Origin of the sequence: Wolbachia endosymbiont (group A) of Hedychridium roseum (assembly GCF_964028325.1) — a bacterium.
In the GTDB taxonomy this organism is placed as follows: domain Bacteria; phylum Pseudomonadota; class Alphaproteobacteria; order Rickettsiales; family Anaplasmataceae; genus Wolbachia.
Genome location: NZ_OZ034755.1, coordinates 122926 through 148983 on the forward strand (window position 1 = coordinate 122926; position 26058 = coordinate 148983).

General features: G+C 34.3%; 21 protein-coding genes and 1 tRNA gene. 3 read left to right on the top strand and 19 right to left on the bottom strand.

The window, feature by feature from the left end; all coding sequences use genetic code 11:
* Positions 1-11: 11 nt before the first annotated feature.
* The 10 genes from ABWU23_RS00605 to ABWU23_RS00650 form a co-directional block, all read right to left on the bottom strand.
* Positions 12-1079, bottom strand: coding sequence for a hypothetical protein (locus tag ABWU23_RS00605; RefSeq protein WP_410530050.1), 1068 nt, complete (start codon positions 1077-1079; stop codon positions 12-14).
* 59 nt (positions 1080-1138) lie between these two features.
* The gene (gene polA / locus ABWU23_RS00610; protein ID WP_264687966.1) at positions 1139-3703 is read right to left on the bottom strand and encodes a DNA polymerase I; all 2565 of its coding nucleotides are present in this window, start codon (positions 3701-3703) and stop codon (positions 1139-1141) included.
* 36 nt (positions 3704-3739) lie between these two features.
* Complete coding sequence (locus ABWU23_RS00615) at positions 3740-3937, bottom strand: hypothetical protein (RefSeq protein ID WP_353270616.1); 198 nt, start codon at positions 3935-3937, stop codon at positions 3740-3742.
* Positions 3938-5148: 1211 nt separating this feature from the next.
* The gene (locus tag ABWU23_RS00620; RefSeq protein ID WP_353270617.1) at positions 5149-6399 is read right to left on the bottom strand and encodes a citrate synthase; all 1251 of its coding nucleotides are present in this window, start codon (positions 6397-6399) and stop codon (positions 5149-5151) included.
* An 80-nt stretch (positions 6400-6479) separates the two neighbouring features.
* The gene (gene rpsT, locus ABWU23_RS00625; RefSeq protein WP_006279236.1) at positions 6480-6749 is read right to left on the bottom strand and encodes a 30S ribosomal protein S20; all 270 of its coding nucleotides are present in this window, start codon (positions 6747-6749) and stop codon (positions 6480-6482) included.
* A gap of 51 nt (positions 6750-6800) precedes the next feature.
* The gene (locus ABWU23_RS00630) at positions 6801-7526 is read right to left on the bottom strand and encodes a lysophospholipid acyltransferase family protein (RefSeq protein WP_320109404.1); all 726 of its coding nucleotides are present in this window, start codon (positions 7524-7526) and stop codon (positions 6801-6803) included.
* A gap of 55 nt (positions 7527-7581) precedes the next feature.
* Positions 7582-8568 carry a tyrosine recombinase gene (locus ABWU23_RS00635; RefSeq protein WP_353270618.1) on the bottom strand — a complete coding sequence of 329 codons (987 nt, stop codon included), beginning with the start codon at positions 8566-8568 and terminating at the stop codon, positions 7582-7584.
* A 373-nt stretch (positions 8569-8941) separates the two neighbouring features.
* Complete coding sequence (locus ABWU23_RS00640) at positions 8942-9577, bottom strand: DnaA ATPase domain-containing protein (RefSeq protein WP_253309351.1); 636 nt, start codon at positions 9575-9577, stop codon at positions 8942-8944.
* Between the two features lie 129 nt (positions 9578-9706).
* Positions 9707-10780 carry an AI-2E family transporter gene (locus ABWU23_RS00645; RefSeq protein ID WP_353270619.1) on the bottom strand — a complete coding sequence of 358 codons (1074 nt, stop codon included), beginning with the start codon at positions 10778-10780 and terminating at the stop codon, positions 9707-9709.
* A 49-nt stretch (positions 10781-10829) separates the two neighbouring features.
* Positions 10830-11738 (bottom strand): alpha/beta hydrolase, encoded by a 909-nt coding sequence (locus ABWU23_RS00650; RefSeq protein ID WP_353270620.1) that lies wholly within the window; start codon positions 11736-11738, stop codon positions 10830-10832.
* Between the two features lie 84 nt (positions 11739-11822).
* Between ABWU23_RS00650 and ispF the strand changes: the two genes are divergently transcribed.
* Both ispF and prmC read left to right on the top strand, forming a co-directional pair.
* A complete protein-coding gene (gene ispF / locus ABWU23_RS00655; protein ID WP_353270621.1) occupies positions 11823-13151 on the top strand; it encodes a 2-C-methyl-D-erythritol 2,4-cyclodiphosphate synthase in 1329 nt (442 codons plus the stop codon).
* Positions 13152-13748: 597 nt separating this feature from the next.
* Entirely contained in the window at positions 13749-14588 is an 840-nt protein-coding gene (gene prmC, locus ABWU23_RS00660; RefSeq protein WP_253309355.1) for a peptide chain release factor N(5)-glutamine methyltransferase, read from the top strand.
* 194 nt (positions 14589-14782) lie between these two features.
* Here prmC and ABWU23_RS00665 read toward each other — a convergent pair whose 3' ends face one another.
* The 8 genes from ABWU23_RS00665 to ABWU23_RS00700 all read right to left on the bottom strand — a co-directional run bounded on the left by ABWU23_RS00665 (position 14783) and on the right by ABWU23_RS00700 (position 23051).
* On the bottom strand, positions 14783-15634 hold the full coding sequence (locus ABWU23_RS00665) for a P44/Msp2 family outer membrane protein (RefSeq protein WP_353270622.1): 852 nt from the start codon (positions 15632-15634) through the stop codon (positions 14783-14785).
* Between the two features lie 122 nt (positions 15635-15756).
* Complete coding sequence (locus tag ABWU23_RS00670) at positions 15757-17772, bottom strand: type IV secretory system conjugative DNA transfer family protein (RefSeq protein WP_253309357.1); 2016 nt, start codon at positions 17770-17772, stop codon at positions 15757-15759.
* 30 nt (positions 17773-17802) lie between these two features.
* Positions 17803-18795: a P-type DNA transfer ATPase VirB11 gene (gene virB11, locus ABWU23_RS00675; RefSeq protein WP_353270623.1), complete on the bottom strand. Its 993-nt coding sequence runs from the start codon at positions 18793-18795 to the stop codon at positions 17803-17805.
* A gap of 1 nt (position 18796) precedes the next feature.
* Positions 18797-20293: a TrbI/VirB10 family protein gene (locus ABWU23_RS00680; protein WP_353270624.1), complete on the bottom strand. Its 1497-nt coding sequence runs from the start codon at positions 20291-20293 to the stop codon at positions 18797-18799.
* 16 nt (positions 20294-20309) lie between these two features.
* Positions 20310-21110: a P-type conjugative transfer protein VirB9 gene (virB9, locus tag ABWU23_RS00685; RefSeq protein WP_253309956.1), complete on the bottom strand. Its 801-nt coding sequence runs from the start codon at positions 21108-21110 to the stop codon at positions 20310-20312.
* Positions 21097-21777 carry a virB8 family protein gene (locus tag ABWU23_RS00690; protein WP_253309360.1) on the bottom strand — a complete coding sequence of 227 codons (681 nt, stop codon included), beginning with the start codon at positions 21775-21777 and terminating at the stop codon, positions 21097-21099. The genes virB9 and ABWU23_RS00690 overlap by 14 nt, the downstream gene beginning before the upstream one ends.
* A gap of 72 nt (positions 21778-21849) precedes the next feature.
* Entirely contained in the window at positions 21850-22932 is a 1083-nt protein-coding gene (locus ABWU23_RS00695) for a GTP cyclohydrolase II (protein ID WP_253309361.1), read from the bottom strand.
* 31 nt (positions 22933-22963) lie between these two features.
* Positions 22964-23051, bottom strand: a tRNA-Leu gene (locus tag ABWU23_RS00700).
* A gap of 190 nt (positions 23052-23241) precedes the next feature.
* On the opposite strand from ABWU23_RS00700, the gene ABWU23_RS00705 reads away from it, so the two are divergent.
* Entirely contained in the window at positions 23242-24507 is a 1266-nt protein-coding gene (locus ABWU23_RS00705) for a metallophosphoesterase family protein (RefSeq protein WP_353270625.1), read from the top strand.
* A 27-nt stretch (positions 24508-24534) separates the two neighbouring features.
* On the opposite strand, the gene dnaA is transcribed toward ABWU23_RS00705, so the two are convergent.
* Positions 24535-25917 (bottom strand): chromosomal replication initiator protein DnaA, encoded by a 1383-nt coding sequence (dnaA, locus tag ABWU23_RS00710; RefSeq protein WP_253309363.1) that lies wholly within the window; start codon positions 25915-25917, stop codon positions 24535-24537.
* Between the last annotated feature and the right edge of the window lie 141 nt (positions 25918-26058).

Sequence of the window (26058 nt, forward strand, 5' to 3'; positions counted from 1 at the left end):
TATTGGCAAACTCAGGTAGTCTTACTTGGTTGCTGCCCTGTGGTTTTTTGCTGATCTAAAGTAACTTGTTCAAGCACAGTAGACTGCTCACTCTTTTGAGTAAGTTGCTCCTCAGTTGTTACAGCAGGTTGATTACCCTGCCCAGTTTCATTAACTTTGGATCCTAAAATTTTACTAATACCATCAAGAATTTTCCCATCCCATCCTTCTTTTTTCTTTTCATCTCGTGAATGAGGGTTATATAAAGTACCTTTTTTGTCATTTGAAAAAAGAACCTCCACTCCCCCTTTTATGGCGAATATTGTACCAATAACGGCAGCAACTATCGCGAGTGTAGTAGGACCAAAAATTAATATTGAAGCAATGGAAAAAGAAATAGGAAGAAAAATCTTACGTAAGAATGCTGTTGCCATCTCTTCATCACTGAGTGGTGGTTCATCCTCTTCTTTTTTATCTTTACCTAAGAATGGTATTTTTTCTTTCACCCCATTCATAAAAGAGCTGGAAATATTTTTTGGGTCTATCTTTATTCCAAGCGGCCACCCAGCAAGCTTTATGAGTGAATCTTTAGCTTCTGTACCGCGTATATCAGCTACACATTCAGCTACTTCTTGCTTTATTTTGTCATTCTTTAAATTCTCTTCACTAGCTAAATTTTTTTCTCTAATTTTTTCAAATACGGAAAGTAAAAGCTGACAAAAGTTTTCTTCATTTAGTAACTTTATATCTTCTTGATTAATATTATTGAATATACCTTCATGATTTTTTGATATAAAAGTAAAAATTTTCTTTTCATTTCCATTCTGTAATCGCTCTAATCGTTCATCTAATGACTTCAGATCATCCTGTAATTCTTGTTTTTCTCGATCTGGAAGTTCTTCTTTCAATTTCTGTTCCTTCTTTTCTATTTCCTGTTTCGTTTGCTTTTTTAGATTTTCTAGAGTTTCTGGATTTTCTAAAGTATCTAGGAAAGCACGATAGATTAACTGGTGCTCCTCGTTTTTAAATTTAAAAACTTTCTCATCTTTGTTAGTTACCTGATTTGAAGGCTCCAAATTCTTTGTTTGTGGAGTTAATATTTTTGTCATAACTGAGTTACTCACATTTACTATACTTTAATTGTAGCATATTTTTCATATTAATTCAAATAATCTATACTCTTAGAATCCGCCATGTTTAAGTCATAATTAAGAGCCCAGTTGTCGCCAATTTTTATTTCTACTTCAAGTGGTATAGAAATTTCTATTGCATTTTCCATTACGTCTTTCATAAGTTTTGCTGTTTCTTGTACCTTTTCGTCTTCTACTTCAACCAGTAGTTCATCGTGAACTTGGAGGATTATTTTACCTACTTTTAACTGATCAAAAAGCTGAATCGTCGCACGTTTTATTATATCAGCAGCAGTTCCTTGCAGTGGTGCATTTATCGCTGCCCTTTCTGCAAATTGTCTTACATAAGGAATTGTATTGTTTATGTCTCTTACAAAGCATCTCCTGCCAAACAAAGTTTCTACATAACCATGCAATCTTGCGATAGACACTGCTTTTTCCATATAGGCCTTTATTTCTGGGTAACAGGAAAAATAGTAATTAATGTATTCAGCAGCTTCCGCAATGGTAATTCCAAGCCGTTTTGCAAGGCCAAACGGGCTGATTCCATATATAATTCCAAAATTAATGGATTTTGCTTTGCGTCTTAATTGCTCATCTATTTCTTGCACTCCAAAAACTTGCCTAGCGGTGATATCGTGAATATCTTGTCCGTTTGCAAAAGCTTCTTTAAATGCTGCAACGTTTGCAACGTGTGCCAGGAGCCTCAATTCTATTTGCGAATAGTCAGCAGAGATTATCTTGCACCCTTTTGGCACAATAAATGCTTGTCTGATAAGATTTCCCTCTTCGCTTCTGATAGGAATATTCTGTAAATTAGGATTGCTGGAGCTCAGCCTTCCAGTTGCAGTTGCAGTTATTGAAAAGCTTGTGTGTATTCTATCATCGAGCGGATCAACCTGTTTTATTAATGCATCAGTGTAGGTACTCTTCAATTTACTTGAATGTCGCCAACTTAAAATTTTACCTGCAATTTCTACCCCTTCTTCTTCGAGTGCCTCTAGAACTTCATAATTGGTGCTATACGATCCAGATTTTGACTTTTTCTTTTTATTAAGCCCCATTTTATTAAATAAAACATCACTTAATTGTTTTGGTGACGCAATGTTGAATTTCTCCCCTGCCAAATTATATATCTCACTTTCAAGTACAGCAATTACCTGCTGAAATTTATCGGACAGCTCCTGTAATTTTTGAATATTTAGCAATATTCCATTTTTCTCCATATTAAATATCACTTTCATAAGTGGCTTATCGAAGCGCTCGTAAATTGTGAACAATTTTTCCTGAAATAACCTTTGCTTTAGCTTTTCATGAATTGCTATTAAAGTTTTTGCCGAGAAAATTTCTGCATTTTCACTCAAATTATGCGCAACTATGTTTGGAATACTGTGATCATGTTTTCCTGTATCCAAGCTATACGACATTATCATCAAATCATCAACTGAATCTAGCATCTTCTCCACTGCAGGGAAGATTTTCCTCATCTCTTTAATGTTATGTATTATTTTAAGCACCCCATTTGAGAGTAAAGTTGAGTTGATTGTAATGAGTGCATTTTGTATGCTATCTTGCTCTATACAAAAAATATTACTTTCGCTATAAGATAGACTTAATACATTGTTTTCAAGGTGGTAATGAATTGCAATTTTGCCTTCATATCTACAATGCTCCAAAAATTTCTCTAACTCTTCACTACTATATTCTATTTTCTCTTTTGTGCTAGATCCATTATAGGAAAAAAGCTTTTCTATTTTACCTATTAAGGAATTGAATTCATACTTCTTTAAAAAGGATAATAGTTTTTCCATATTTGGAGGGCGAACTTCACATTTTGCAATATCATGTTGAAGGTCTACTTTTTCGCATAGTGATAAAAGTTCTCTTGAAATTAGCGCTTTTTCCTTATGTTCAGCAAGAATATTACGAATCCTCGTTTGCTCGATGTTATCAATGTTCTCTATAATATTATTCAATGAATCAAATTCATCTAGTAATTTAGCTGCAGTCTTCGGACCTATTCCCGGAACGCCTGGAATGTTGTCAGATGCATCACCAGTTAGAGAAAATAAATCAAGAAGCTTGTGTGAGTTTACACCAAATTTTTCTATTACTTGTTTTTCATCTATATATATATTTTTAATGGGGTCGAATATTAAAATATTGTGGTTCAAGAGTTGAAATAAATCTTTATCTGATGAAACGACTACCACTTTAAAGTCTTGGTGGTTGGCGTATTTTGCAGCTAGTGTTGCGATTATGTCATCTGCTTCATAACCTTCAATTTCTTCATAGCTGAGGTTAAAAGCTTCTACCGCTTCCCTCAGTATGGTGAACTGTGGAATTAGATCCTCAGGAGGCGTTACTCTGTTTGCTTTGTATTCAGGATATAAATTGTGCCTAAAATTCTTTTTTCCTGCATCAAGTGCTATAGTTAAGTAGTCCGAATGGGCAATGTACTTAAGAACCATATTCAGAAAGCCATATACACCACCTATTGGCATTCCTGTTGTGGTAATTAAGTGAGGTAGTACATAGTAAGCTCTGAAAAGAAAACCATAGCCATCGATGATTGTGAAAGTTTTTTCTTTCATTGTAGATATTTATGCGTGCTTTTGATGGTCCACTATTTAGCTGCGAAAATCAAGTTTTTGTTTTTCTGCTTTTGGGCATTGTAAGAGATTCTGCCGAAAATAGCATTCATGCATGGTTATACCAATTAGACTTCTTGCATAACCATATAACATTGGGAATAGAAACGAAAAAGCTACTTGACAAACTCCGCCAGCCCCCTTATCATGAAACTGAAGGTATTCAGTTATCTTCATCTGTGCAGATTAAACAGCAAGAAAACAACGTAGTTGGCGTCTTATTTTTAATTTTTTGCACTATGTGCACCTTATGTCTTCACAACATTTCTAGGTTTTTGCCTATATAAGCTGAACGCGCTTATAAGTCGTTTAAGACAGTATAGTACGCCAATTTGCAGGATTAGAGAGTGACAACTAGCTAACACGGGGTTTCTTTTGCCTTTTTTTCTGCTTAGTAAATTTCTTAAATATTTTAGCTAAGGTAAGTTGTATTTAAAAGCAGCTAAATTGCAGTGTTTAAGACTTAAAAAACGCCAATGTTTTTAAATAGATATTAATCGGGGCTTCTTTTGCCTTTTTTTTTATTTGGTAAATTTCTTAATATTTGTGGCTAAACGACAATCGTCATCCCGCTACTTGTTAGCGGGATCTAGAGATACCGCGGCGGTATGACGGTGTAGATGATGGTTAAGTAATTCGTCATCCCGCTGCTTGTTAGCGGGATCTAGAGATACCGCGGCGGTATGACGGTTCGCGGTGGTATGACGGTCTGCGGTGGCATGACGGTTCGCGGTGGCATCTCGTCATCCCGCTACTTGTTAGCGGCTGAGAGATACCGCGGCGGTATGACGGTGTAGATGATGGTTAAGTAATTCGTCATCCCGCTACTTGTTAGCGGCTAAGAGATACCGCGGCGGTATGACGGTTCACGGCGGTATAGTAACTCGTCATCCCGCTACTTGTTAGCGGGATCTAGAGATACCACGGCGGTATGACGGTTCGTGGCGGTATGACGGTCTGCGGCGATATGACGGTTCGCGGTGGCATGACGATAAGCTCGTCATCCCGCTACTTGTTAGCGGCTAAGAGATACCGCGAATGAATCGCGGTATGACGATGAATGAATCGCGGTATGACGGTTCGCGGTGGTATAGTAACTCGTCATCCCGCTACTTGTTAGCAGGTGAGATACCGCGGCGGTATGACGGTTCGCGGTGGTATGACGATAACCTCGTCATCCTGCTACGTGTTAGCGGATGAGATACCGCGAATGAATCGCGGTATGACGGTCTGCGGCAGTATGACGGTTCGCGGTGGCATCTCGTCATCCCGCTACTTGTTAGCGGGATCTAGAGATACCATGAATAAATCACGGTATGACGTGTTAGCTATACCTTTTTTCTACTTAGCTTGGGTTATACAAGAAGTCTAATGAAGTGAAAATAAATTTATTTACCAAAATAGAGTTGCCTTGGTCTACAGATCTTAGTTTCTTTATCATTTATCATTTCATACCACTGAGTAACCCAACCAGTGGTTCTTGCAAGTGCAAAAATAGGCGTGAACATATTTGAGGGAATATCGATAGCATTCATTATTATACCTGAGTAAAAATCAACATTTGGATATAACTTACGCACGATAAAATATTCATCCTTTAAAGCTATTTCTTCAAGTTTTTTTGCAATTTTGAGCAATTCATTATTTTGTTCTAGTTTACTTAGAACCTCATGACAAGCGTCTTTCAATATCCGTGCGCGCGGATCATAATTTTTATAAACACGATGTCCAAATCCCATCAATTTAAATGGATCTTTATCATCTTTAGCTTTTTCGATGAATTTATCTATATCTTCACTTTGCTCTATCTCTTTTAGCATATTTATAACTGCTTCATTAGCTCCACCATGTGCTGATCCCCAAAGTGTAGCAACTCCTGCAGAGAGGCTTGCAAACAGATTAGAGCCAGCCGATCCCACCAATCTGACAGCCGCCGTAGAAGCATTCTGTTCATGATCAGCATGGAGAGTAAATATTTTATCCAGAGCTTTTGCAAAAAGGGCGCTTTTATCATTATCAACAGCATCGCCAAATATCATCTTTAAGAAATTTTCACTGTAACTTAATTCATTGTTAGCATTTATGAATTCCTGATTGTTGATATGCCTATAAATCATTGCAACAATTGCAGGAACTTGTGCTATTGCAGAAATTCCAAAATCTAAATCTTCACCATTGACATTGTTGCCATGTGTTTCATGGTAAGATGCTGACAAATTTGCAAAACATGCAACTAAAATCGACATAGGGTGAGCAGTTTTTGGAAATGCTTTGATTACATTTGTAACTTGCTCTGATACTTTGGATGATTCTTGTATTTTGAGAAGAAATTTTTTGTGTTGCTCTGAACTGGGTAGTTCACCATAGAGTAATAAATAAATCACAGCAGTAAAACTATTATTCTCTGCCAAATCAGCTATATCATGTCCCCTATATTTAAGAACTCCTTCATCTCCATCAATAAATGTAATCGAAGAAGAACATGAAGCTGTGGAAACAAACCCCGGATCATAAGTGAATAATCCTGTCGTCTTATATAAATCTTTGATATTTAACACGTCAGGACCTATTGTTCCACTTAATATGGGTAGCTCAATTTTTAATCCATTACTTAGTTCTAATAGCACTTTTTTATCCATCACTTAAGCTACTTAAATTTTATACAGAATATACAAACTGAAGAGTATATATTAATACAGTTAACTTTACATTAACCGTATTAAGCGGTCATCAATGCTTTTACTTTTGCATTTAAGCGACTTATTTTACGCGCAGCAGTATTCCTATGAATAACACCTTTATTCACACACTTGTGTAAATTAGATTCAGCATTCCGAAATGCCAGAACAACATTTTCTTTGTCGCCAGACTTGATTATATCAACCAATTTTCTAATAGCGGTGCGAGTTTTACTTTTCCGCATCTTATTTATTAAAGTGCGCTTTGCTATTACCTTTATCATTTTTTTAGCACTCTTATGATTTGCCATATATTAATACCTAAAATACTGTACTTTTTTTTTAATTATAAAGTTTTTTTGTTAATTTGCAATATCAGTTTTTTCTATGGTTAATCTACTGCTTCTCTCTTCAATAATTTTTTCTAAACTTTGCAAGAATTCATTTTTGTTTAACCCAGGATATATTGGGGGCAATATTTCTATTACTGCCTTTCCGGGATTCTTTCTCAGAGAAAGTATGCTTTTTGGCCAAAACAAACCAGTCTTTAAAGCAACCGGTAACACAGGAACAGATAATACGCTATATAAAGCAGCAATACCTGGTTGATATTTTATATTTTGGTTTATAGTCGTTCTTGTACCTTCAGGAAATATTATTATGCTTCTATTTTCTTTTATACGCATTTTTGCTAGTTTAATTATATGGCGTATAGAACTGATACCATCTGAACGGTTAATAAAAATCATTTTCAGCGCTATAAGATGTAAACCAATGAATGGAATCCATTTCAATTCACGTTTTAAAATAAAAACCGCTTTTCTAAATAGTAGTATAAAAATAAATGTTTCAAATGGAGATTGGTGTTTAGATGCAATGATAAAAGGTTGCTTAGGAATGTTTTCCATTCCCCTCACTTCATATTTAATGCCACATAATAAACGCAGCATGAATAATACAACTCTCACCGAACAGACGAGGAAAATGGTTATTACATACTCAGGAAAGAAAATTACAGGGAGAGCAATTAAAGTATAGAATACTTCCCATAATATAAGGAAGAAATTAAACAATAAACTTGAAATCACAAACTCACATAAACTTATTTGAATTTAACTTTACTACAAATTAAAAGCAATAAGTTTAATTATTGATCATCTGAGTAATAGGATGCGAATCAGCTAATTTGTCCTTTAACTTTTCGTTAGCAATATGAGTATATATTTGTGTTGTAGAAAGGTTAGTATGGCCAAGAACTTTCTGTATCAACACAATATTTGCTCCGCTATCCAGTAGATGGGTAGCAAAAGAATGCCTAATCACGTGTGGAGAGATCTTATTTTCATCAATATTGCATTTTCTTGCTAACTCCTTCATTAATTGACCGACCCTCTGCCTTGTAATTGGTTTATTAGGTTTATCACCTGGGAATAGCCAATCGGATTCCTTTTCGTTAGGGATCAGATTGTCACGAACTGATAAATAATTTCTAAGGCTCTGCAATGCTTGTTCATTAAAAAGAATTTGCCTCTCTCTACCACTTTTTCCTTTTATTATTATATAGCATTCTTTGTTATTACTGTTTATTAAATGTGACACTTCACATAACTTCATATTAATTAGTTCAGAAACACGCATTCCAGAAGAGTAAAGGATATCTAAAATCGCACATAGCCTTTTACTGCTTATCTCTTTATTCGATTCGCTTGCTGATTTTCTCACTGCGTCCATTAGCAAAAATATTTCTTCGACACTTAAATACTTAGGCAAAGGACGAGAAACTTTTGGATTCTTTAATTCAGCATCATTAGCCGGTGCTGGATTAAAATCTATTATTCCGTCATTAAATAGACACTTATAGAAATTTTTCATAGCGGATATTTTTCTTGATATAGAGCTACTTTTATATTTTTTTTGTGTACATAGATATTTCACATAATCTTTAATATTGGTTTTGTTTACGCCAACCAAGGTAGTGCCGCTTTCTAATAAAAATTCTTCAAACTGGTGTAAATCCGAACGATAACTTTCCAGAGTATTTTGTGTAGCGGACCTCTCTGAAGCCAAAGCATCTATGTAATATGTTATGTAAAGATTTTCTTTTTTATTTTGCGACTGTTTATTTTTCATTATCAGCTCCTATATTTATTTCTTTGGCTATAATTTGATTGGAAGTGTTTCCTATGTGTCTTATGAGAAAATATGAGACAAATAAGGCATTTATCAATAGAGTGAACATCACAAACCTTTGCTTTAACCTTTTTTTTAAATTTAATCTTACTCTTATCATAGTTAAATTATAACGTCAAATCTATAAAAAACACCTTATAAAGTGAGCTCTACTATAAATATAGAATACTTCTTAGCTGTATCTATCTATATTTATTATAACATAACATTTATTATAATTCTAACATGGACAGATAGAGATTTCAATTACGTTAGTGTTATGGGTGTTAATAAATTTTTAATATATACAATGAGTACTTTACAAAAGAAGAAATCAAATGGCATCTTTTTTAAATAAAGTGCTAATAAAAGGAACGGTCACATTTGACCCTATAGATTCATTATCTATCTTCTCTATAATTTTATCAATGCTATAGAAAGAACGTTCTATTCTTGCTAAAATATAATTAATCACTTTTAAATCAATTTTTAACTGTTTATCTGAAAATCGTTTTATTAGCATGATTCTTAATAATTCTTCGCTTGCAGGCAAAATTTTTACGCTGATAGTTGATAATATTCGAGAACTTAAATCTCTTAGTTTGAAGTTAAGTTTTTTTGGCGAAATTGAAGAAGTGATTAGCAGCTTCTTATCATTTTCTTTCATGTAATTGTAACAATGTAATAACATTTCTTCATCTTTAATGTTTTGTACGTCTTCTAAAATAAAAGCATCGCTATACCTAATCTCGCTTACAAAGTTATTCACATTGATAAAAATTGCATCGTTTATTGACTGCCAAATATGAGCAAGATGAGTTTTACCAGAGCTTTTAGGTCCAAAAAGAATGAGAGATTTCCAAGATAAATCCTCAATTACTGAATTATATATGTGCTTATTTTCATCTAAGATGATGTAATTTTGCCGACTATAATCAGCTTGATTGTTGTTAAATAAATTTAATTGCACATTAAACCTCTTACGTAACCTCTTTCTGGTAGTAATTTTTGCGCAGAAATTTACTTACGCTCCTCAAATATCTCAGGTATTCTGGGCTCATTTCTCCTCTTACCATAAATTGATTATGCAAAAGGTCTGTTAGCCGTTTTTATAAAGCTCACTTTTAAAATATTTATTGATTGCATATTCTACTGATACATTGAACATTGCTATTATTGGAATAAAAAGTAATATACCTGTAAATCCAAAATATGAAGCGCATATAGTAATTCCCAGAATAATTACAGTTGGATGTATATGAACTTTTTTTCCTATTAATAAAGGAACTAATATGTTTGAATCTATTAATTGTCCAACACCAAATAATAGCAAAACGGCAGCACTTTCAAACCATTCACTAAATTGAGTAATAGCGCTCAAAAACCAAATAATGGTATATAATAATGGTCCTACGTAAGGTATGAACGTTAATATTCCTGATAAAATTCCAATAACAATAGAGTGTTTCAATCCGATTATGCTCAGGCTCACAGAGTAAAAGACCATCATGACAATACATACATTTACCTGCCCCTTTAGATAATTAGATATGATGAAATCCACTTTGGAAAAATAATTTGCAACTTTTTCTCTATAAGAAACAGGAATTAATTTATTAGCTTTTTCTATAATTAAAGGCCAATCACGTAATATATAGAAAAACACTACAGGAGTAATCACCATTAATGATACCGTGTGAATCAAGCTAAAGCTTGAACTTAACACTTGGATTATAAAGTTACTAGCAATATCAAGAGCATTTATGAAATAAGATACATAGTCGCTGTCATTTTCTGCTAGATTTTTAGATAAGTGATCAAATAAGCTATCCTCGATTTTTATATTAAGAAATTCTAATACAGAGGGGATTACTTTAAGTTTTAATGAAGGCACTTTACTCACTAAGAAATTTAATATTGAAGTAATTTGAACATATATAATAGGTAAAACAAATGTTATAACTAGTATAAAAGCTATTAATAAAACAAGTATTATAAAAATTACAGAACATGAACGCGGTATTCTATACTTTTCAAACTTGACTACTAGCGGATTAAACAAATATGCAATAACAATAGACATTAAACATGGAAAAATCATAGGACGCATCAGGAATAACATCCCTATTATAAAAAGCAGTATAAAACAAATAGTTATATGACGTTTTTGCATGCGTTTAGCATAGTCAATTTACTGAAAAATATACAGTTTATTGTAAATACTATCTATTCATTGTTTTATCAATTTTATTAAGTATTAGGTCAATCAAATTTTCACCCAATTCCCAACTAGATAAAACTCCGTTATGTGGATCATCTTCATACCTTTTCGAATTAACAATCTTGATCAATTTTCCACGTAGCAATACATCATTTTCTATTGCGTGCGCCAATTGTGCAGGTTGTGGTATTAAGTAATCTCTTTTGCTATTAATAACTATTATTGGCATATTCAATTTTCCCTCATCTCGCAACTTTCGTATATCGTTCACTAAATCAAAATCTAGATCTAAAGCCTTTAGCAATTTTTTAAAAATGGATGAGGGCAACATACTTAAAATTTTTGCTTGAGGGATCGGAAAATGCCCTATTGCTGTATGAAAAGAGCTGAAAGTGCTAGTAAAAATAACACTTCCAAGTTTAACGTTTTTGTCTGCAAAGTGCTTCAAAACTGCCGATGCAACTGCTCCTCTAAAGGAATGGCCAAAAAGTATAATGTTTTCAGGCCTCACACCCTTGTCCATTAATTCATTGATTTCTTCTATCGAGGGCTTAAGCAAACTTTGATCTCTATTTATAAAGGGAATAATAATAAGCATTACGGATAAAAAAATGCAAGTTAGAGCAGCTAAGCTTGCTAAACCAACTACTCCAGCTGTTATGGGGCTTATAAGTAGTAATATTGCAATGGGCGCTGATACAGATGCCACGAGGAACAAAAAGCTAACTGCAGCATAAGTTATGTAGTTTTGGAATATAGCCGGATATTTATGTGTATGAGCAATAGCTTTTAGCCTATTTCTGCCACATAAATGCTGTAAGCATTGTTGAGCATTTTTATGATTATCCCCTATTCCATGAAAGAATATAAGGTGTATCTCATTTTCTTTATTACACTTAGTAATGTGCATTCTAGCATCGTATTATATCTTATAAGATAATACACTCTTTTTTTAAAACTGTAAATAACTTGTTACTATACACTTACGCTGAAAATGATAAATATGCACACTAACAGACTTAAGAAATACAAAATAGCAGCATTAATAGTTGCAGCAGGAGTAGGCAGTAGATGCAGTAACACAATTCCTAAGCAGTATACAAAACTTGCAGGTAAATCTGTTTTATTTCATGCAATTAAAAGATTTCTGGCTAACCAATATATAGATTACATAAGAATAGCAATTAATAGAGACCATGAAAGTTTTTATAGGGAAGCAATGGATCTCTTATCCAACCATTATTTAAGTGAAAAATCAGCAGTACACTCCTTCCAGCGCGTGACGCTGGAATCTAGAAAAAAAGAAAGTATGGATCCAAGTAGTCAAGCTACTTGGATGACAGGAGGTGTAGATACTAAATTACTAAGTCCAATATATGGAGGAGAAAACAGGCAAAATTCAGTTAAACTAGGGCTTGAAAGCTTACAAAAAATTAACCCAGATTTTGTAGTTATACACGATGCTTGTAGGCCTTTTGTGTCAGATGTTCTGATAGATAACTTGGCTCAGTCCATGATTAATGATCAATATACAGGAGTAGTACCAGCAATAGAAGTCGAAGACACTATGTCATTGGTGGGTAATAATTTCGTTGAATCTACGATTTCAAGAGGAAAACTCAGAGCCATACAAACTCCTCAAATTTTTAATTTCAAAGAATTATTATTGTGCCATCAATCAGACAAAGAATTTACTGACGATTCATCACTAATGGTAGAGCACAAAAAACATGTTGCGATTATTAAAGGTGAGAAAAGCAATTTTAAGTTAACCACAAAAGAGGATATCAATATGGCAAAGCTTCTCTTTGAAGAGCCAAAATTTCGTGTCGGAACTGGTTATGATATACATAAGTTCATTAAAGTTCAAAATGGTGCTGAGAGCTTTATAAAAATTTGCGGTGTGAAAATTGAACACAACATGGCAATAGAAGCGCACTCTGATGGTGATGTTGCAATACATGCAATCGTTGATGCAATACTCGGAGCACTGGGATGTGGCGACATAGGAGAGCACTTTCCTCCTAGTTCCTCTGAATGGAAAGATTGCAATTCATCTCACTTTCTTGACTTTGCTGCTAAAAAAGCAAAGGAAAAAGGGTACAGCGTGTCTAATTTAGATATTACTATAGTTTGTGAGGAGCCTAAAATATCGCCTTACAAAGTAGAAATGAAGAAATTCATATCAAAAGCATTAGAGATTGATGATGAATTCGTAAATGTCAAAGCAACCACTGCAGAAAAATTAGGTTCTCTTGGAAGAAATGAAGGAATAGCAGCATATGCTTCTGTGTTATTGCATACAAACTTTTATTGGGAATAGAAACGAAAAAACTTCCTTGACAAACTCCGCCAACCCCCTTATCATGAAACTGAGGGTATTCAGTTATCTTCATCTGTGCAGATTAAACAGCAAGAAAACAACGTAGTTGGCGTCTTATTTTTAATTTTTTGCACTATGTGCACCTTATGTCTTCACAACATTTCTGGGTTTTTACCTATATAAGCTGAAACGCGCTTATAAGTCGTTTAAGACAGTATAGTACGCCAATTTGCAGGATTAGAGAGTGACAACTAGCTAACACGGGATTTCTTTTGCCTTTTTTTCTGCTTAGTAAATTTCTTAAACATTTAAACTAAGGTGAGTTGCATTTAAAAGCAGCTAAATTGCAGTGTTTAAGACTTAAAAAACGCCATACTTGAAAGTATAATGTAAGTAATTAGCCAACCACGGGGCTTCTTTTGCCTTTTTTTTCATTTGGTAAATTTCTTAAATATTTATAGCTTATATCTAAAATAATACCTTGTATCTTTTTTCTGTTTAGGTTATGCAAGAACCCATGCTTGACACTTGGATTTAGTGCAGCTACCCTAAATTGGAATTGCTATTCTTGGCTGAAAGGAACACATTTTTAGAATAATGAAAACAATCAGCACTTTAATTCAAGAAGGATCGGAGTTATTATCGTCACATAAAGTTGAATCACCACATTTAGATTGTGAAATCATCATGCAGCACGTACTTGGAGTGGAAAGATCATTCATAATTATGAATCATGCTGATCAAGTGCCGATGGAGAAAGAACTTTTATTTTGGAAATTAACAAAAAAAAGAGCGGAAAGATATCCAATATCGCAAATAATAGGTAATCGTGAATTCTGGAGTAAAAATTTTATAGTTAACCAGCATGTTTTGGATCCAAGACCAGATAGTGAAACAATAATCCTAGCAGTGTTAAAATATTACCCAAATAAAAAGCAGAGACTAAAAATTGCAGATTTTGGTACAGGCACAGGTTGTTTATTGATATCCGTACTTAGTGAGTATGAAAATGCCGTTGGGATCGGTTTTGAAAAAAGCTTGGAAGCATACAAAGTTGCCTATCAGAACACAAAGAAACATAATCTTCTCAGCAGAGCCAAAATATTTCCAAGCTCATGGACAGAGTGCAGAGGTTCATTCGATCTTATAATCAGTAATCCTCCATATATTAAAAGAAGCAAATTGAAAGACCTGCAAGCCGAAGTGCAAAAGGAACCAAGAATTGCTCTTGATGGTGGAATTGATGGTTTAAACTGTTACTTGAGTATTTTTTCAATATTAAGGAGGTGTCTTAAAAAAAATGGGTTTGCGATATTGGAGATAGGTGAAGATCAAAATGATATTGACAAAATAATACCCTCATACAAATTAGCTTTTCAGGAATATGTACATGATTTGGCAGGAATGAAGAGGTGCATTGTTGTGCAAAAAACATAGCTAATGTTTTCTTGTATTATCTCCTTCATCCCATATTATCCTATGTCATTCCAGTACCCTCTACCTCGTCATCCCAGTACCCTCTACCTCGTCATCCCAGTGCGTGACACTGGGATCTATATTTAACTAGATCCTATGGTCAAGCCATAGGATGACAGGAACGGTTTTATGCATTTTTTAAAAGGGCAACATGTTTAAGCTTTGCTGGCAAAGTGGAAAGTAAGGCCAGCCTCTATGCCGTGTGTATGAAAAAAGCCATTCTGTATGGTAGTAGATACTTGATTATCACCTGTTTGTTCAACCATTTTACCTTTTGGCTTACCTGTGCCATTATTAAAATTGGGATCCCACTTTGAGGTTTCTAGTTTGAACTCACTGCTACCAATAGCACCAAAACCTCTATATCCAATATGCATATTTACATCTTCGTTTATGCGATAATCAAGGCCAGCTTTTAATTGACCTGCGGGTCTTATTGACGATTTTTCAAACATTTTCATTCTTGTTGCACCGACTCCAATACCAACGTAAGGAGAAAAAGAGAAACGGTCACTTTTCCAATGATGATAAACATTTGCCATTAAAGACGCGTTTTCTATCTGGTCATGATTGACTATTGCTCCATATCTCTCTTCTGGGTTAGCTTTATCCTTTATGTAGGATATTGTTATCTGGCTGCTTGCTAAACCAATATTATCCACTTTTACAGAAGAATACATTCCTTCCAATTCAGCTCTGTAGCTATTGCCATTCAATTCCCCTGTATAACCAAGTGCCACATTTGCAGCAAAAGGTGGATTATAATCTCCTTTATACTTACTTAGTGATTGACCTTCTGTATTCTGAGCACTCCTGTCATTTACAGATACATTATTGGCAGCTGTAGCAGCAGTATCTCCAATTTTTGCTTTCAACTCACCCATGTAATTTAAATATTGACCGTAATACCCACTGCCAAAGTAAAACCCTTCTGTTTCACTTGCAAAAGATTGTTGTGACAACAGCAAAGCAAGTGCTGTAACCGCTAATGTTTTTTTACTAATCATTACTACTCCCCTAGTTAAAATAGCTAATCTAATACTAATTAATTAAAAATGGCTTAATATGAAAAACCTAATTATTTGCATAACTTGCACTTTTCTGAGCTAAAAATAGGCAAAGTTAACCTTTATTTTTGATCATTTTTTAATTTATCGTCAATATCCTCATCTTCAAATTCATCCTCCTCGTCTTCGTCATCAAACCCATCATCGCTCCTCTCGTCATCAAACCCGTCATCATCATCTTCAAACTTATCGTCAATATCTTCATCATCAATATCTTCGTCTGCAAATTCATCTGATTCATCATACACTGCATCCTCTGTTTTAGTTTCAGCAGGATAATCAGCAGCGCTAGGCCCCTCAAGAGCATTATTCCCCTCGTTATTAACCTTATCTTTGCTCGCAGCAGCAGAAAGAACTTTGTTTGGGTCATATGGTTCTTGTGTAGGCACACGAGTTTGCTTGAGCAGTCTTTTTGTGAAGGTGCTATCACTATAGTACAAAATTTTCTTTGATTTAATTGGGTAAGTTGACTCTATTAAAATTATCTGATCGTCGCGTGGCAACATAATAACTTCTTGAGGCAATAGCAATGCCCTCTGTGTTTCAGAGATATGCAACGACCTTGAAGCAGGATTTAAATCTAAAAATTTAGGCTTATTCAACGATTCTTGTTGTACAGTTTTATTTCCTATAAGTTGCGATATTAAATTAGCTGTTTCAATATTATTGGCTGCAAAAGTTATTCTGTAAGTCGAGTTTGACAAAAAGGAGTTCATTCCTGCTTCTTCGTATATTCCTTTGAGCTGCTCAGTATCTTGAACAATTAAGAATAACCTAACTCGATAACCACGAAAATATGCAATACCTGTTTGAAATTGCTCCATTTTTCCAAGTGTAGGAAACTCATCCATTAAAAACAATACGCCATAAGGCTCGTCATCCGATGGCAATTTTCTACATAAAAACTCAGTTGCCTGTTGGTAAAAAACCTGCATTAAAGGCCTGAGCCTAGTCAAGTTGTCAGGAGTTAAACCAACATAAACTGTAGTTTTCTTCTTTTTAAAATCTAAAATATTAAAATCACTTGACGCAGTTGCAGTATCAATCAATGGGTTTGCCCACAATTCAAGCGATGAGTTCATAGTTGATACAACACCCGACCTTTCTTTATCAGCTTTTTGTAAAAAAGCTGCAATATTCATATATGCTACAGGGTGTAGTATTTTACCCATTGTATCAAGAGCAACAGCAAGATTATAAACTACGTCATCACTACGCATCGTACGCACAACTTCACCAAAAGATTTAACTTTCTCTGGTGCAGCAAGTAAGTATAATACCACTCCAACAAATAAGCTTCTTGCTTCATTTTGCCAAAAGTCTTGTTCAGGCATGATGAGGTTAGCTATTTTTTGCACATCGTCAACCATCTGCCCAGGTTTTTTACTAATCCATTGTAATGGATTGTAACAGTGACTTATTCCATCTGGCTGCGCTGGATTCCATACGTATACTTTTTGTCCTTGTCGTTCTCGCCAACCACTTGTTATTTCATAGTTTTCTAATTTTATGTCGTGTACAATTACCGAGTCAGTCCAAAATAATAAATTAGGAATTACAAAGCCAACACCCTTACCAGAACCTGTAGGTGCAAATAACAATGCATGCTGAAACCCATCAGCAATAAAGTATCCTCTTTTATCTTTACCAAGCAATAATCCCTTTTTGCTTCTTAATCCTGCTTTTCGTATGTCTTTCTCTGATGCCCACTGCGAGTCTCCATGAAGTGATTCTTTCTTTTTAAATGGTCGCCACTCAATTATCCTTTCTCTTAAATTCCATAAGATAATCATTAAAACAACAATAGGCATTGTAGAAGATAGAATTAATTTTAATTTGAGCTCAAGGCTATATAACTCTGGGTGGTGCCAACAATATTGTATATGATCAAAAATCGTTGGCCAAAGAGCTTGAGGGAAAGGCGTCAAACTAGGATTAATTGCCTTAAAATCCACAGCATCCGGACCGTCAACTAATAGAAAGAACAATATACCAGATAGATAGAAGCAAAACTCAAGTACGCTAAAAGCTACTACACCTCCTATGAGAATATTACGTAGGTGATTTCCATTACTCATAAACTACTCTTTTTTAACTTATGTATAAATTTAAGCATTTTCGCTTGCAGATCTAGTAAATAATATCTCAGAAATGCTTCTTTTGCCCCCACCGGTTCTTTTTAGCTGAATAACAATATCAATCACATTTCTAATGTATGGTATAATTTGGTCTGGAGGAATGCCAAGATTTGCCTGCATAACCATCAATTTTATTTGCTCAAGGGCCATTGTTGGACTATCCGCATGAAGGGTTGATATTGATCCAGGGTGACCAGTATTTATCGCCCTAAGAAAACTAAAAGCTTCCGCTCCACGGAGCTCACCAACTATTATTCTGTCTGGCCTTAAACGTAAGCACGCCTCTATCAAATCTTGAGTGGTTACTTTTGCTCTGCCCTGCCCTCCTTTGGAGGCAATCAGATGCACTCTATTTGGATGATCGTTCAAAACGATTTCCCTTGCATCCTCAACAGTAATAATTCTTTCCTCAGTTGGAATAGCACGCAAAGTAGCATTAGTAAAAGTAGTCTTACCAGTGGAAGTTCCACCGCTAATTATAATATTTTTCTTACTTATTACAGCGTATTCTAAAAACTCTTTTATTTTTTTTTGCCTTAACAGTAAATCCAAATGACGGTCAACTGGATTATCAGTTGCTTCTGTAACAGTTTCAGAAAAAGCCCCTATTTTTTCGTAATCATCGAGTGCTAATTGCATGCTAGAAGGCTTACGAATCGACATGACTACTTTATCAGGTTCACATGCTGGTGGAAATACTATCTGTATACGATAACCATTTGGTAATGTTGACGAAAGTAAAGGTGCTTCTTCGCTAAGTTTTTGTTCTGTAGCTTGAGCAATCAGTCTGCCAAGAGATTTCAAATGGTTAAGATCGAATACTTCTAATTTTTCACACCTTATTTCACCGCGATTTTCAATCCATACTTCCTTTGGCTTATTTATTGATATTTCATTTACGCCTTCTTCTTGAAATATGCCTTGTAATGGCTCCAAATATGTATCAAGTGCAGCATAATTCATTTCATTGATTTAATATTGCCTGTGGAGGAAATACTATATCTTGGTTAACAAATACTTTCAACGCGGTGCCTTGATCAACATAAATAGTTGGTTTTTTATCTGTGTATCTGCCTACTATATCCCGCATATCTTTAGAAAAATCCTCGATTGATTTCCCGATTGCTTTATCATAAACAGACTTGCTTCTTTTCTGAGTTTGCCTCAACAGTTGACGTACATCGTCTAAAGTTATACCGATATTGTCACTAGTAATTGCATCAACTCCACTAGCTCCAGAACTTTTTATCACACTTACTATTTCTTCCTTTATTATTCTCAGTAAATCCTGATCACTTTTAGCATTCCGAATTTTTTCAATAGCCCTAAGACCCAATTTCCATTTTTCGTCTCCTACCCTCCCAACTTCAGTTTTTATAGCATCCTCCAATCTCTCAACAATAGCCCCTTTGAGAGAAGAGATATCTATTTCAGTTGCAGTGATGGATCTCATCGCATCCATAGCAGTTAGCGTATCAATAAGATTAGAGGCCTTTTGCCCTATAACAGCCGAACCAATTGAAACACCAGCAAGTGCCACTGAAGAGAATAATGCACTTACTATTTTATTATCAACTATTCCAGCTATTCCTGCTCTGCCAAGTTCATCCGTACCAAGTGATGAAATAGCAATATCTATTCCATGAGGAAGAATGACCCTACTCCAGTTTATATTTACACGAGCTCTTGCGACATTCGAGTCAAATGAATAACTGCCTATCAATCTTGAGCCTTTAGGTATTAAAACTGTATCACCAGTTTCTGCATAAACATCTCTACTCACCATAGCACGCAGCATTCCTTGCAGATCAGAGTTTATTGCAGTTTCAAGAACAGCATCAATAATTTTACCTTGAGTAACCATTAAACCAAGCTTTCCTACTCTGGTAGCTTTGCTCGATTGTGCTGAAGTGTCAGATAAAATAGCATCAGCAGCCTTATTCTCTCCACCATCACTTGAAATTGTTAACATTTGTGCACTACGTCTGTCTCTAGGATAACCGCTACCCCCTATTGTAGGAAACGAGGTAGGTAAATTGCCCATAACATTACTAGAAGGAAAATTTTGCTTTGGCAAAATAGGTATATTTGACACAGGAGTTTCTTTTGGTTTCTCTTCTTCTTTTCTAATTTGTTTTATTTCTGGTATGATTGGTGGTGTAGGAAGAGGAGGTAAGGGTGGTAAGGGATCAGTTATTATTCTTTCAGGAACCATTACATTATCTGGAACTTGTTCCAACTTTCCCTTCAATTCTTGAACATTTTGCTTTGTTTCCTCTTTTTTAATAACTTCTGAACCCTCTTTATGAGAAGGACTAAAATAGAGATAATACACTCCACCAACCAGAAGCACTAAAATAATGACCATCAATGCCCTATGACCTTGATTAGAGCCAACTGTTACTACCTTGTTCTCTATTTCTGATTCATCTTCTGAATTGTTACGCCTTTCTTTATTCATATTGCATATACCACAGCTAAAGTGACCTATTTATAATTTCAACTTCACCATCTTCATAACGCATAAATAGCTTTTTATGTACTCCTTTTATTATAACATAATCATCAAATAACAGCCTTTTACAAGGTTTATCCTCCTCTTCTACAAAAATCTGAGGTATTTTATTATTATTTCTAAATTTTAAATAGGTTAAATAACCATCATCAAATAGCTCAATCGGAACTATATCCGCATTACCACCTTCATCAATATATGTATAATTGTACTTCGTATCATTTTCTTGTATTATTTTTTCTGGCTTGTCTGTAGTATATTGCATTTGAGTAGGTAAAGAAACCTCATCTAAATCAAGATCAAATTCACCTTCTTCTTGAGGATAATAAAAACGTACTACGTAAGATATATCCTTTTCAGCAGAATAATCGTGACCCACTTTCTTAGCATCAGTATCTGGGTATTTATCGTAGTTTGGCCTTGAGATTAAATCAAAAATGTAATTTCTTTTTTTAGTTGTTGTAATAATCATGTTAGTGCGACTACTAACTTCAAATGGCATGATAAGCAATTTATTGTCATAAGGATTAATTTTCCAACTTGATGCATCACCAACAGCGATATTTTTAACTTTTTCTCCTTCCGCAAATTCAATATAAGAATAGTAACCCTGACTAAAAACCACCGTAAATACTTCATTAGGGCTATACACAAAAGTCTTTATTCTACTATCTACAGAAATAGGCTCATTATAATTAATGGATGCGTTTAAATTGCCACTTACAAGTAAAGCTAAAACTAATAATATCCTATACATATTCATCATCTACTCTATATGAAATAACTTGAAATCCTAATGGGTTAATATATCTTTGCTGATCATCCATTTCAAGCGATGCATATCTATATGACATAATAACTATCTTATTTTTTCTTGTGGAACTTCCATCTTTCCGTATAAATTCCACAAAAAACCTCACCTGAAGAGCATCGTTACCCAATTTTTGAATTGAGCGAATTTTAAATTCACTTTTGGTATCTGAGTACAAATTAAAAAGATCATCCATATTCTGTGATCCTACATAATTTCTAAATTCATTATACACATTAGGTGAGGAAAACAACCTCACCTTTGTATAATAGTTATAATTATAATGATATGGATCAAAAACCTCCCTTGCTTTTATATACTCTGAAATAAAATAAACGTTTAGCGCTTCATTTGCAGAATATTGTTTTACTGTGACAGGATCAACCAATTGCACTATTCCTGATTTCTTGTCAATTTCTATAACAAATGGCTCAATAGTGCTACTTGTGCTAATTTTAAATATGACTAATATGCTGATAGAGATCGTTGCTAATAATATTAATGCAAATAAAAGTAGAATATTCCTTTGAGCAATAACTGTGCTGTAGCGGTTTGAATTCCAATCTATATCCTTATCTAAGGATTCAGTATTTTTTTCTCGCTTAAAAAATCTTAGCATTTTAGTATTCCTAAAAATCTTAACTTATGTTAATAAACATAGCAAATTAACAAAGTAGTTACAACAAAAAAGCTAAAAAACTCTTAATCTATGGCCTAGCTTACCAAACTTTGTCTCCATATATGAATCGTTATATTTATTACGTTCCACAATAAGTGGTAGACACTTTGTAACTCCTATACCACTACTTTCCAATTCTGACAATTTCCTATCATTGTTTGTAAGTAATTGGATTTTGTTAATGTTCAATTTATTAAGCATTTTAGCTGCAACAGCAAAACTCCTTTCATCATCTTCAAAACCTAATATTCTGTTTGCATCAACAGTATCAAGATTATGTCCTCTTTGCACACTGTAAGCTCTTAACTTATTAGTTAAACCAATGCCTCTTCCATCTTGCATCAAATACAATATAATACCACTTCCAGAGTCAGCTATCATTTGAATTGCTTGATGTAACTGACTTCTGCAATCGCATGATAAGCTATCTAACAAGTCACCCGTATAGCACGAAGAATGAATTCTTACTAATGGTTCGCCATCTTTATCTGGATTGCCAATGATAATTGCATGATGTTCTCTTCCACCACTTTCTGTTCTATAAGATATGATATTTACTTCTTGAGTCTGTTTTAAAAATAATGATGTTTTGCACACTTCATATACATCCTGATTTTCTTGAAAATTATTTATGAATGACGTGTCCAGTGCAATAACGTCATTTTTCTCGCACCAATTTCGCATTTCATGGTTATTCTCAAAAGTCATATCAGCCACTAACGCGTATGGCAATAATTCTGAGAACTTAAGCAAGGCAATAGCACATTCATCTATTGTCTTTGAGCATTGCAACTCTCTTATGCAATCTTCCTTTGAACAGTTTATTAAATGGAGCAGTTCATCAAAATTATTCACCAACAGACGTTTGCTGTTATGTTCTTTATTCTGAGATATGTATTTTACCTTACTTGAAGTTAAAGTAACATATACATTACTTGATATAAGCTTGTATTGATTAAATAAATCTCTTTCTAAAGCCTCAGCAGCAGCGAACAATAGGTAATTACTTTTATCATATATTACAATTGGCCGGCCGCGCCTGATTTCGCTGATAGCTCTTTCTACCTTATTGCTACTCTGATTTCCTATAAACATTTTTACCCATATTAAGCAGCTATGAAAAAACTGGTGCGGCCGAGAAGACTTGAACTTCCAAGGCCTTATGAGCCACAGCGACCTCAACGCTGCGTGTCTACCAATTCCACCACGGCCGCACTATATTCTAGTTTTTATATAATTATTTTAAATTATTTAATCATTTTAGAATTTTTCATCTAGAGTGTCAATCTGATACTAGAATAATTTAGAAATTACTTGTATAATTTGATTATGAATTTTGTGATTATAAATTTTAATCATTTAAGACAACCTTACTACTAATTTTTAACTTAGGTTTTTATACAAATGAATGTAGCTAATATCTTTATTTTTTTAGCTCTCTCTCTTATAACTAGCTTTCATTTCGTCCATGCACAGATATTATACACATGGTCTCAAGTTATCCCAGAAAATAAATTAAGCATACGTGCAATTACAGACAATGACATGTGTCCCATTGTTTATGTCGATGGCGAGGAAATAGAAATGCTGAATCGCAGCTCAATTAACAATGGTGATCATAACGAAACAGTTTGTGAACTGACAGTACAAACAAGTGCCAAAAACATTAGTATTGAGGATCTACGAGTTCCTATATTACCAGAAAAGGTTAATAAAATTGCTTTTATTGGTGACACGGGTTGTAGAATAAATATGTTATTTCAGCAGGAATGTAATTCGGTAGATAGCTGGCCTTTAAAAAAAAATTTAGATTCAATCGCCCTTCATAAACCAGATTTAATTATCCATGTTGGTGATTATCATTATAGACAAACAAAATGTAGAAATACAAAAAAGTGTGGCGATATTTATGGATATAATAAAAAAGCTTGGTACGCTGATTGGTTTGAGCCTGCAAAGGATATTTCATTACAATCCCCTTTCCTTTTTGTTCGTGGAAACCATGAGAGTTGTAATAGAGCTTATGAAGGATGGTTCAGGTATCTAGATTCATACCCCTTTTCGTCTGAAAAATGTGGAAACTTCGTTTCTATTTGGTCCTTAGATGCTGGACCGATGAAATTTTTTATCTTCGACTCTTCATCCGGTGAGGATATTTTTACAACCCAAAGCACAATTGATGCTTTTGAAAGGCAATTTGATAAATTGATACAAGATAAGCCCACGTGGTTTTTAACTCATAAACCGCTTTGGAGATCTCCAAAAAAAGAATTTTTGACATTAAAAAGCCATGGTAATCTTACACAAATTGAAGCTTTTGGAGATAAATTTCCAAGCAATGTCACTACCATAGTTTCTGGCCACATTCATATAGCCCAGATTTTATTAATGGATAATGTTCCAGACCAGATTATAGTTGGAAACGGTGGTGCATTATTACACGCTCAAGATCAAGAGCCTGTTTATCAAAATGTAGAATTTGACTATTCAAATGGTAGAAACTACTTAGCACACGAGGTTAGAAACTTTTTCGGTTTTGGCTTTGCAATACTAAACTTAGATGATCACAAATTTACCTTCTATAATCAACACAATAAGGAAATGTATTCTGCGAAGCTAACAGAAGATTTTAAACTTAAACGGATTAAAACTATAGTCGATTCATTTTAGGACTTGTTATTAGCTATTTTAACAACGCTACTTAAACATTTTTTTTAATCGATTGATTTCATCAGCAAATTTTGAGTCGGTCTTTATAAAATTTTCTACTTGTTTTACTGCATGTATAACGGTAGCATGGTCTCTGCCACCAAAGTTTCTCCCAATATCTGGTAGGCTTTTTTGCGTAAATTTTTTGGCAAAATACATAGCTATTTGTCTTGGCCTTGCAAGACTGCGAAGTCTTCTATTGGATTGCATATCTGCAACCTTTATATTGAAAAATTCAGCTACTTTCTTTTGTATTTCTTCTATTGTGATTGACCTATGATTTGACCTAAGAAGATCGATTAGGGTTTCACTAGCTGATTCTACCGTCATACTTCTTCCAATTAATGAGGTATGGGTAACCTTATTTAATGCTCCTTCTAATTCTCTTATATTAGATTTTATGTTCCTTGCTAAAAACTCTAGGACATCTTTCGGAACATACATATTCATCTGCTCCACTTTTGCCTGCAATATACCAAGCCTTAATTCAAAAGTTGTTTCATTAATATCTGCCACCAACCCCCAACCGAGTCGTGATCTTATTCTTTCTTCCACTCCATCAAGATCACTAGGAGACCTATCAGCTGATATAACCAATTGCTTATTTTGGTCTATCAATGCATTGAAAGTGTGAAAAAATTCTTCTTGTGTACTATCTTTACCACTGATAAATTGCACATCATCTACCATCAATACATCTACTGATCTAAATTGCTCTTTAAATAACATAATATCTTTGCTTCGCAGCGCTGTAATATATTGGTACATGAATTTCTCTGCTGATAAATATACTACTTTTCTTTTTTCTGATGGGGAATTGACTATGTGCCAGGCTATAGCATGCATTAGATGTGTTTTACCAAGTCCCACTCCACCATATAGAAACAAAGGATTGCTGCCTAATATTGGATCTATAGATTCTGCCACACGCTTTGCCGCCGTAAATGCTAATTCATTTGGCTTTCCCACTACAAAATTATCAAAGGTGAACCTTGGATCCAGCGGCGAACCAAGATTATGATTACTTTCCTCTCTGTTTTTTAGTATAACATTAAAATTTGAATTCCTTTCCTCAATTACTTGAATATCAATAGAACGTATGCTTTTATCTTCGCTTTGCCATAATGATAATATTTTTTTCATGTAATGAACTGTAATCCACTCTTTTATAAACCTTGTTGACACGGATAAAAGAACTTCCCCATTTCTGCTACTGACAAATTTTAGCGAACTCAGCCAGCTGTTATATGTTGCTTCTCCATAAAGATTATAAAGACAATTTTGGATTTTTTCCCAAGTAACATTGTGATCCGTTACTGTAATAATCTGATCAAAAAACATAGTAGAAACCTTAGGGCTAGTTAAGTTCATATACCATACCAAGAAAAAAGCAACAATTAGAAAAATATAAGATAATCAATAGCTTACTGCAAAATGAAAAGCTAATACTACTTAATACATACTAAAAATTATGGTGATTTTTTGATGAGTTGTAAAGGGTATAAAAACACT

What these genes read in the sequence shown, in the direction of transcription:
- ispF (WP_353270621.1), top strand. Translation starts at nt 11,823, where the DNA reads ATGATAAATATGCACACTAACAGACTTAAGAAATACAAAATAGCAGCA.
- ABWU23_RS00680 (WP_353270624.1), bottom strand. Translation starts at nt 20,293, where the DNA reads ATGAATAAAGAAAGGCGTAACAATTCAGAAGATGAATCAGAAATAGAG.
- ABWU23_RS00645 (WP_353270619.1), bottom strand. Translation starts at nt 10,780, where the DNA reads ATGCAAAAACGTCATATAACTATTTGTTTTATACTGCTTTTTATAATA.
- virB9 (WP_253309956.1), bottom strand. Translation starts at nt 21,110, where the DNA reads ATGAATATGTATAGGATATTATTAGTTTTAGCTTTACTTGTAAGTGGC.
- ABWU23_RS00695 (WP_253309361.1), bottom strand. Translation starts at nt 22,932, where the DNA reads ATGTTTATAGGAAATCAGAGTAGCAATAAGGTAGAAAGAGCTATCAGC.
- ABWU23_RS00620 (WP_353270617.1), bottom strand. Translation starts at nt 6,399, where the DNA reads ATGGATAAAAAAGTGCTATTAGAACTAAGTAATGGATTAAAAATTGAG.
- rpsT (WP_006279236.1), bottom strand. Translation starts at nt 6,749, where the DNA reads ATGGCAAATCATAAGAGTGCTAAAAAAATGATAAAGGTAATAGCAAAG.
- ABWU23_RS00615 (WP_353270616.1), bottom strand. Translation starts at nt 3,937, where the DNA reads ATGAAGATAACTGAATACCTTCAGTTTCATGATAAGGGGGCTGGCGGA.
- polA (WP_264687966.1), bottom strand. Translation starts at nt 3,703, where the DNA reads ATGAAAGAAAAAACTTTCACAATCATCGATGGCTATGGTTTTCTTTTC.
- virB11 (WP_353270623.1), bottom strand. Translation starts at nt 18,795, where the DNA reads ATGAATTATGCTGCACTTGATACATATTTGGAGCCATTACAAGGCATA.
- ABWU23_RS00670 (WP_253309357.1), bottom strand. Translation starts at nt 17,772, where the DNA reads ATGAGTAATGGAAATCACCTACGTAATATTCTCATAGGAGGTGTAGTA.
- ABWU23_RS00650 (WP_353270620.1), bottom strand. Translation starts at nt 11,738, where the DNA reads ATGCACATTACTAAGTGTAATAAAGAAAATGAGATACACCTTATATTC.
- ABWU23_RS00665 (WP_353270622.1), bottom strand. Translation starts at nt 15,634, where the DNA reads ATGATTAGTAAAAAAACATTAGCGGTTACAGCACTTGCTTTGCTGTTG.
- ABWU23_RS00705 (WP_353270625.1), top strand. Translation starts at nt 23,242, where the DNA reads ATGAATGTAGCTAATATCTTTATTTTTTTAGCTCTCTCTCTTATAACT.
- ABWU23_RS00635 (WP_353270618.1), bottom strand. Translation starts at nt 8,568, where the DNA reads ATGAAAAATAAACAGTCGCAAAATAAAAAAGAAAATCTTTACATAACA.
- prmC (WP_253309355.1), top strand. Translation starts at nt 13,749, where the DNA reads ATGAAAACAATCAGCACTTTAATTCAAGAAGGATCGGAGTTATTATCG.
- ABWU23_RS00690 (WP_253309360.1), bottom strand. Translation starts at nt 21,777, where the DNA reads ATGCTAAGATTTTTTAAGCGAGAAAAAAATACTGAATCCTTAGATAAG.
- dnaA (WP_253309363.1), bottom strand. Translation starts at nt 25,917, where the DNA reads ATGAACTTAACTAGCCCTAAGGTTTCTACTATGTTTTTTGATCAGATT.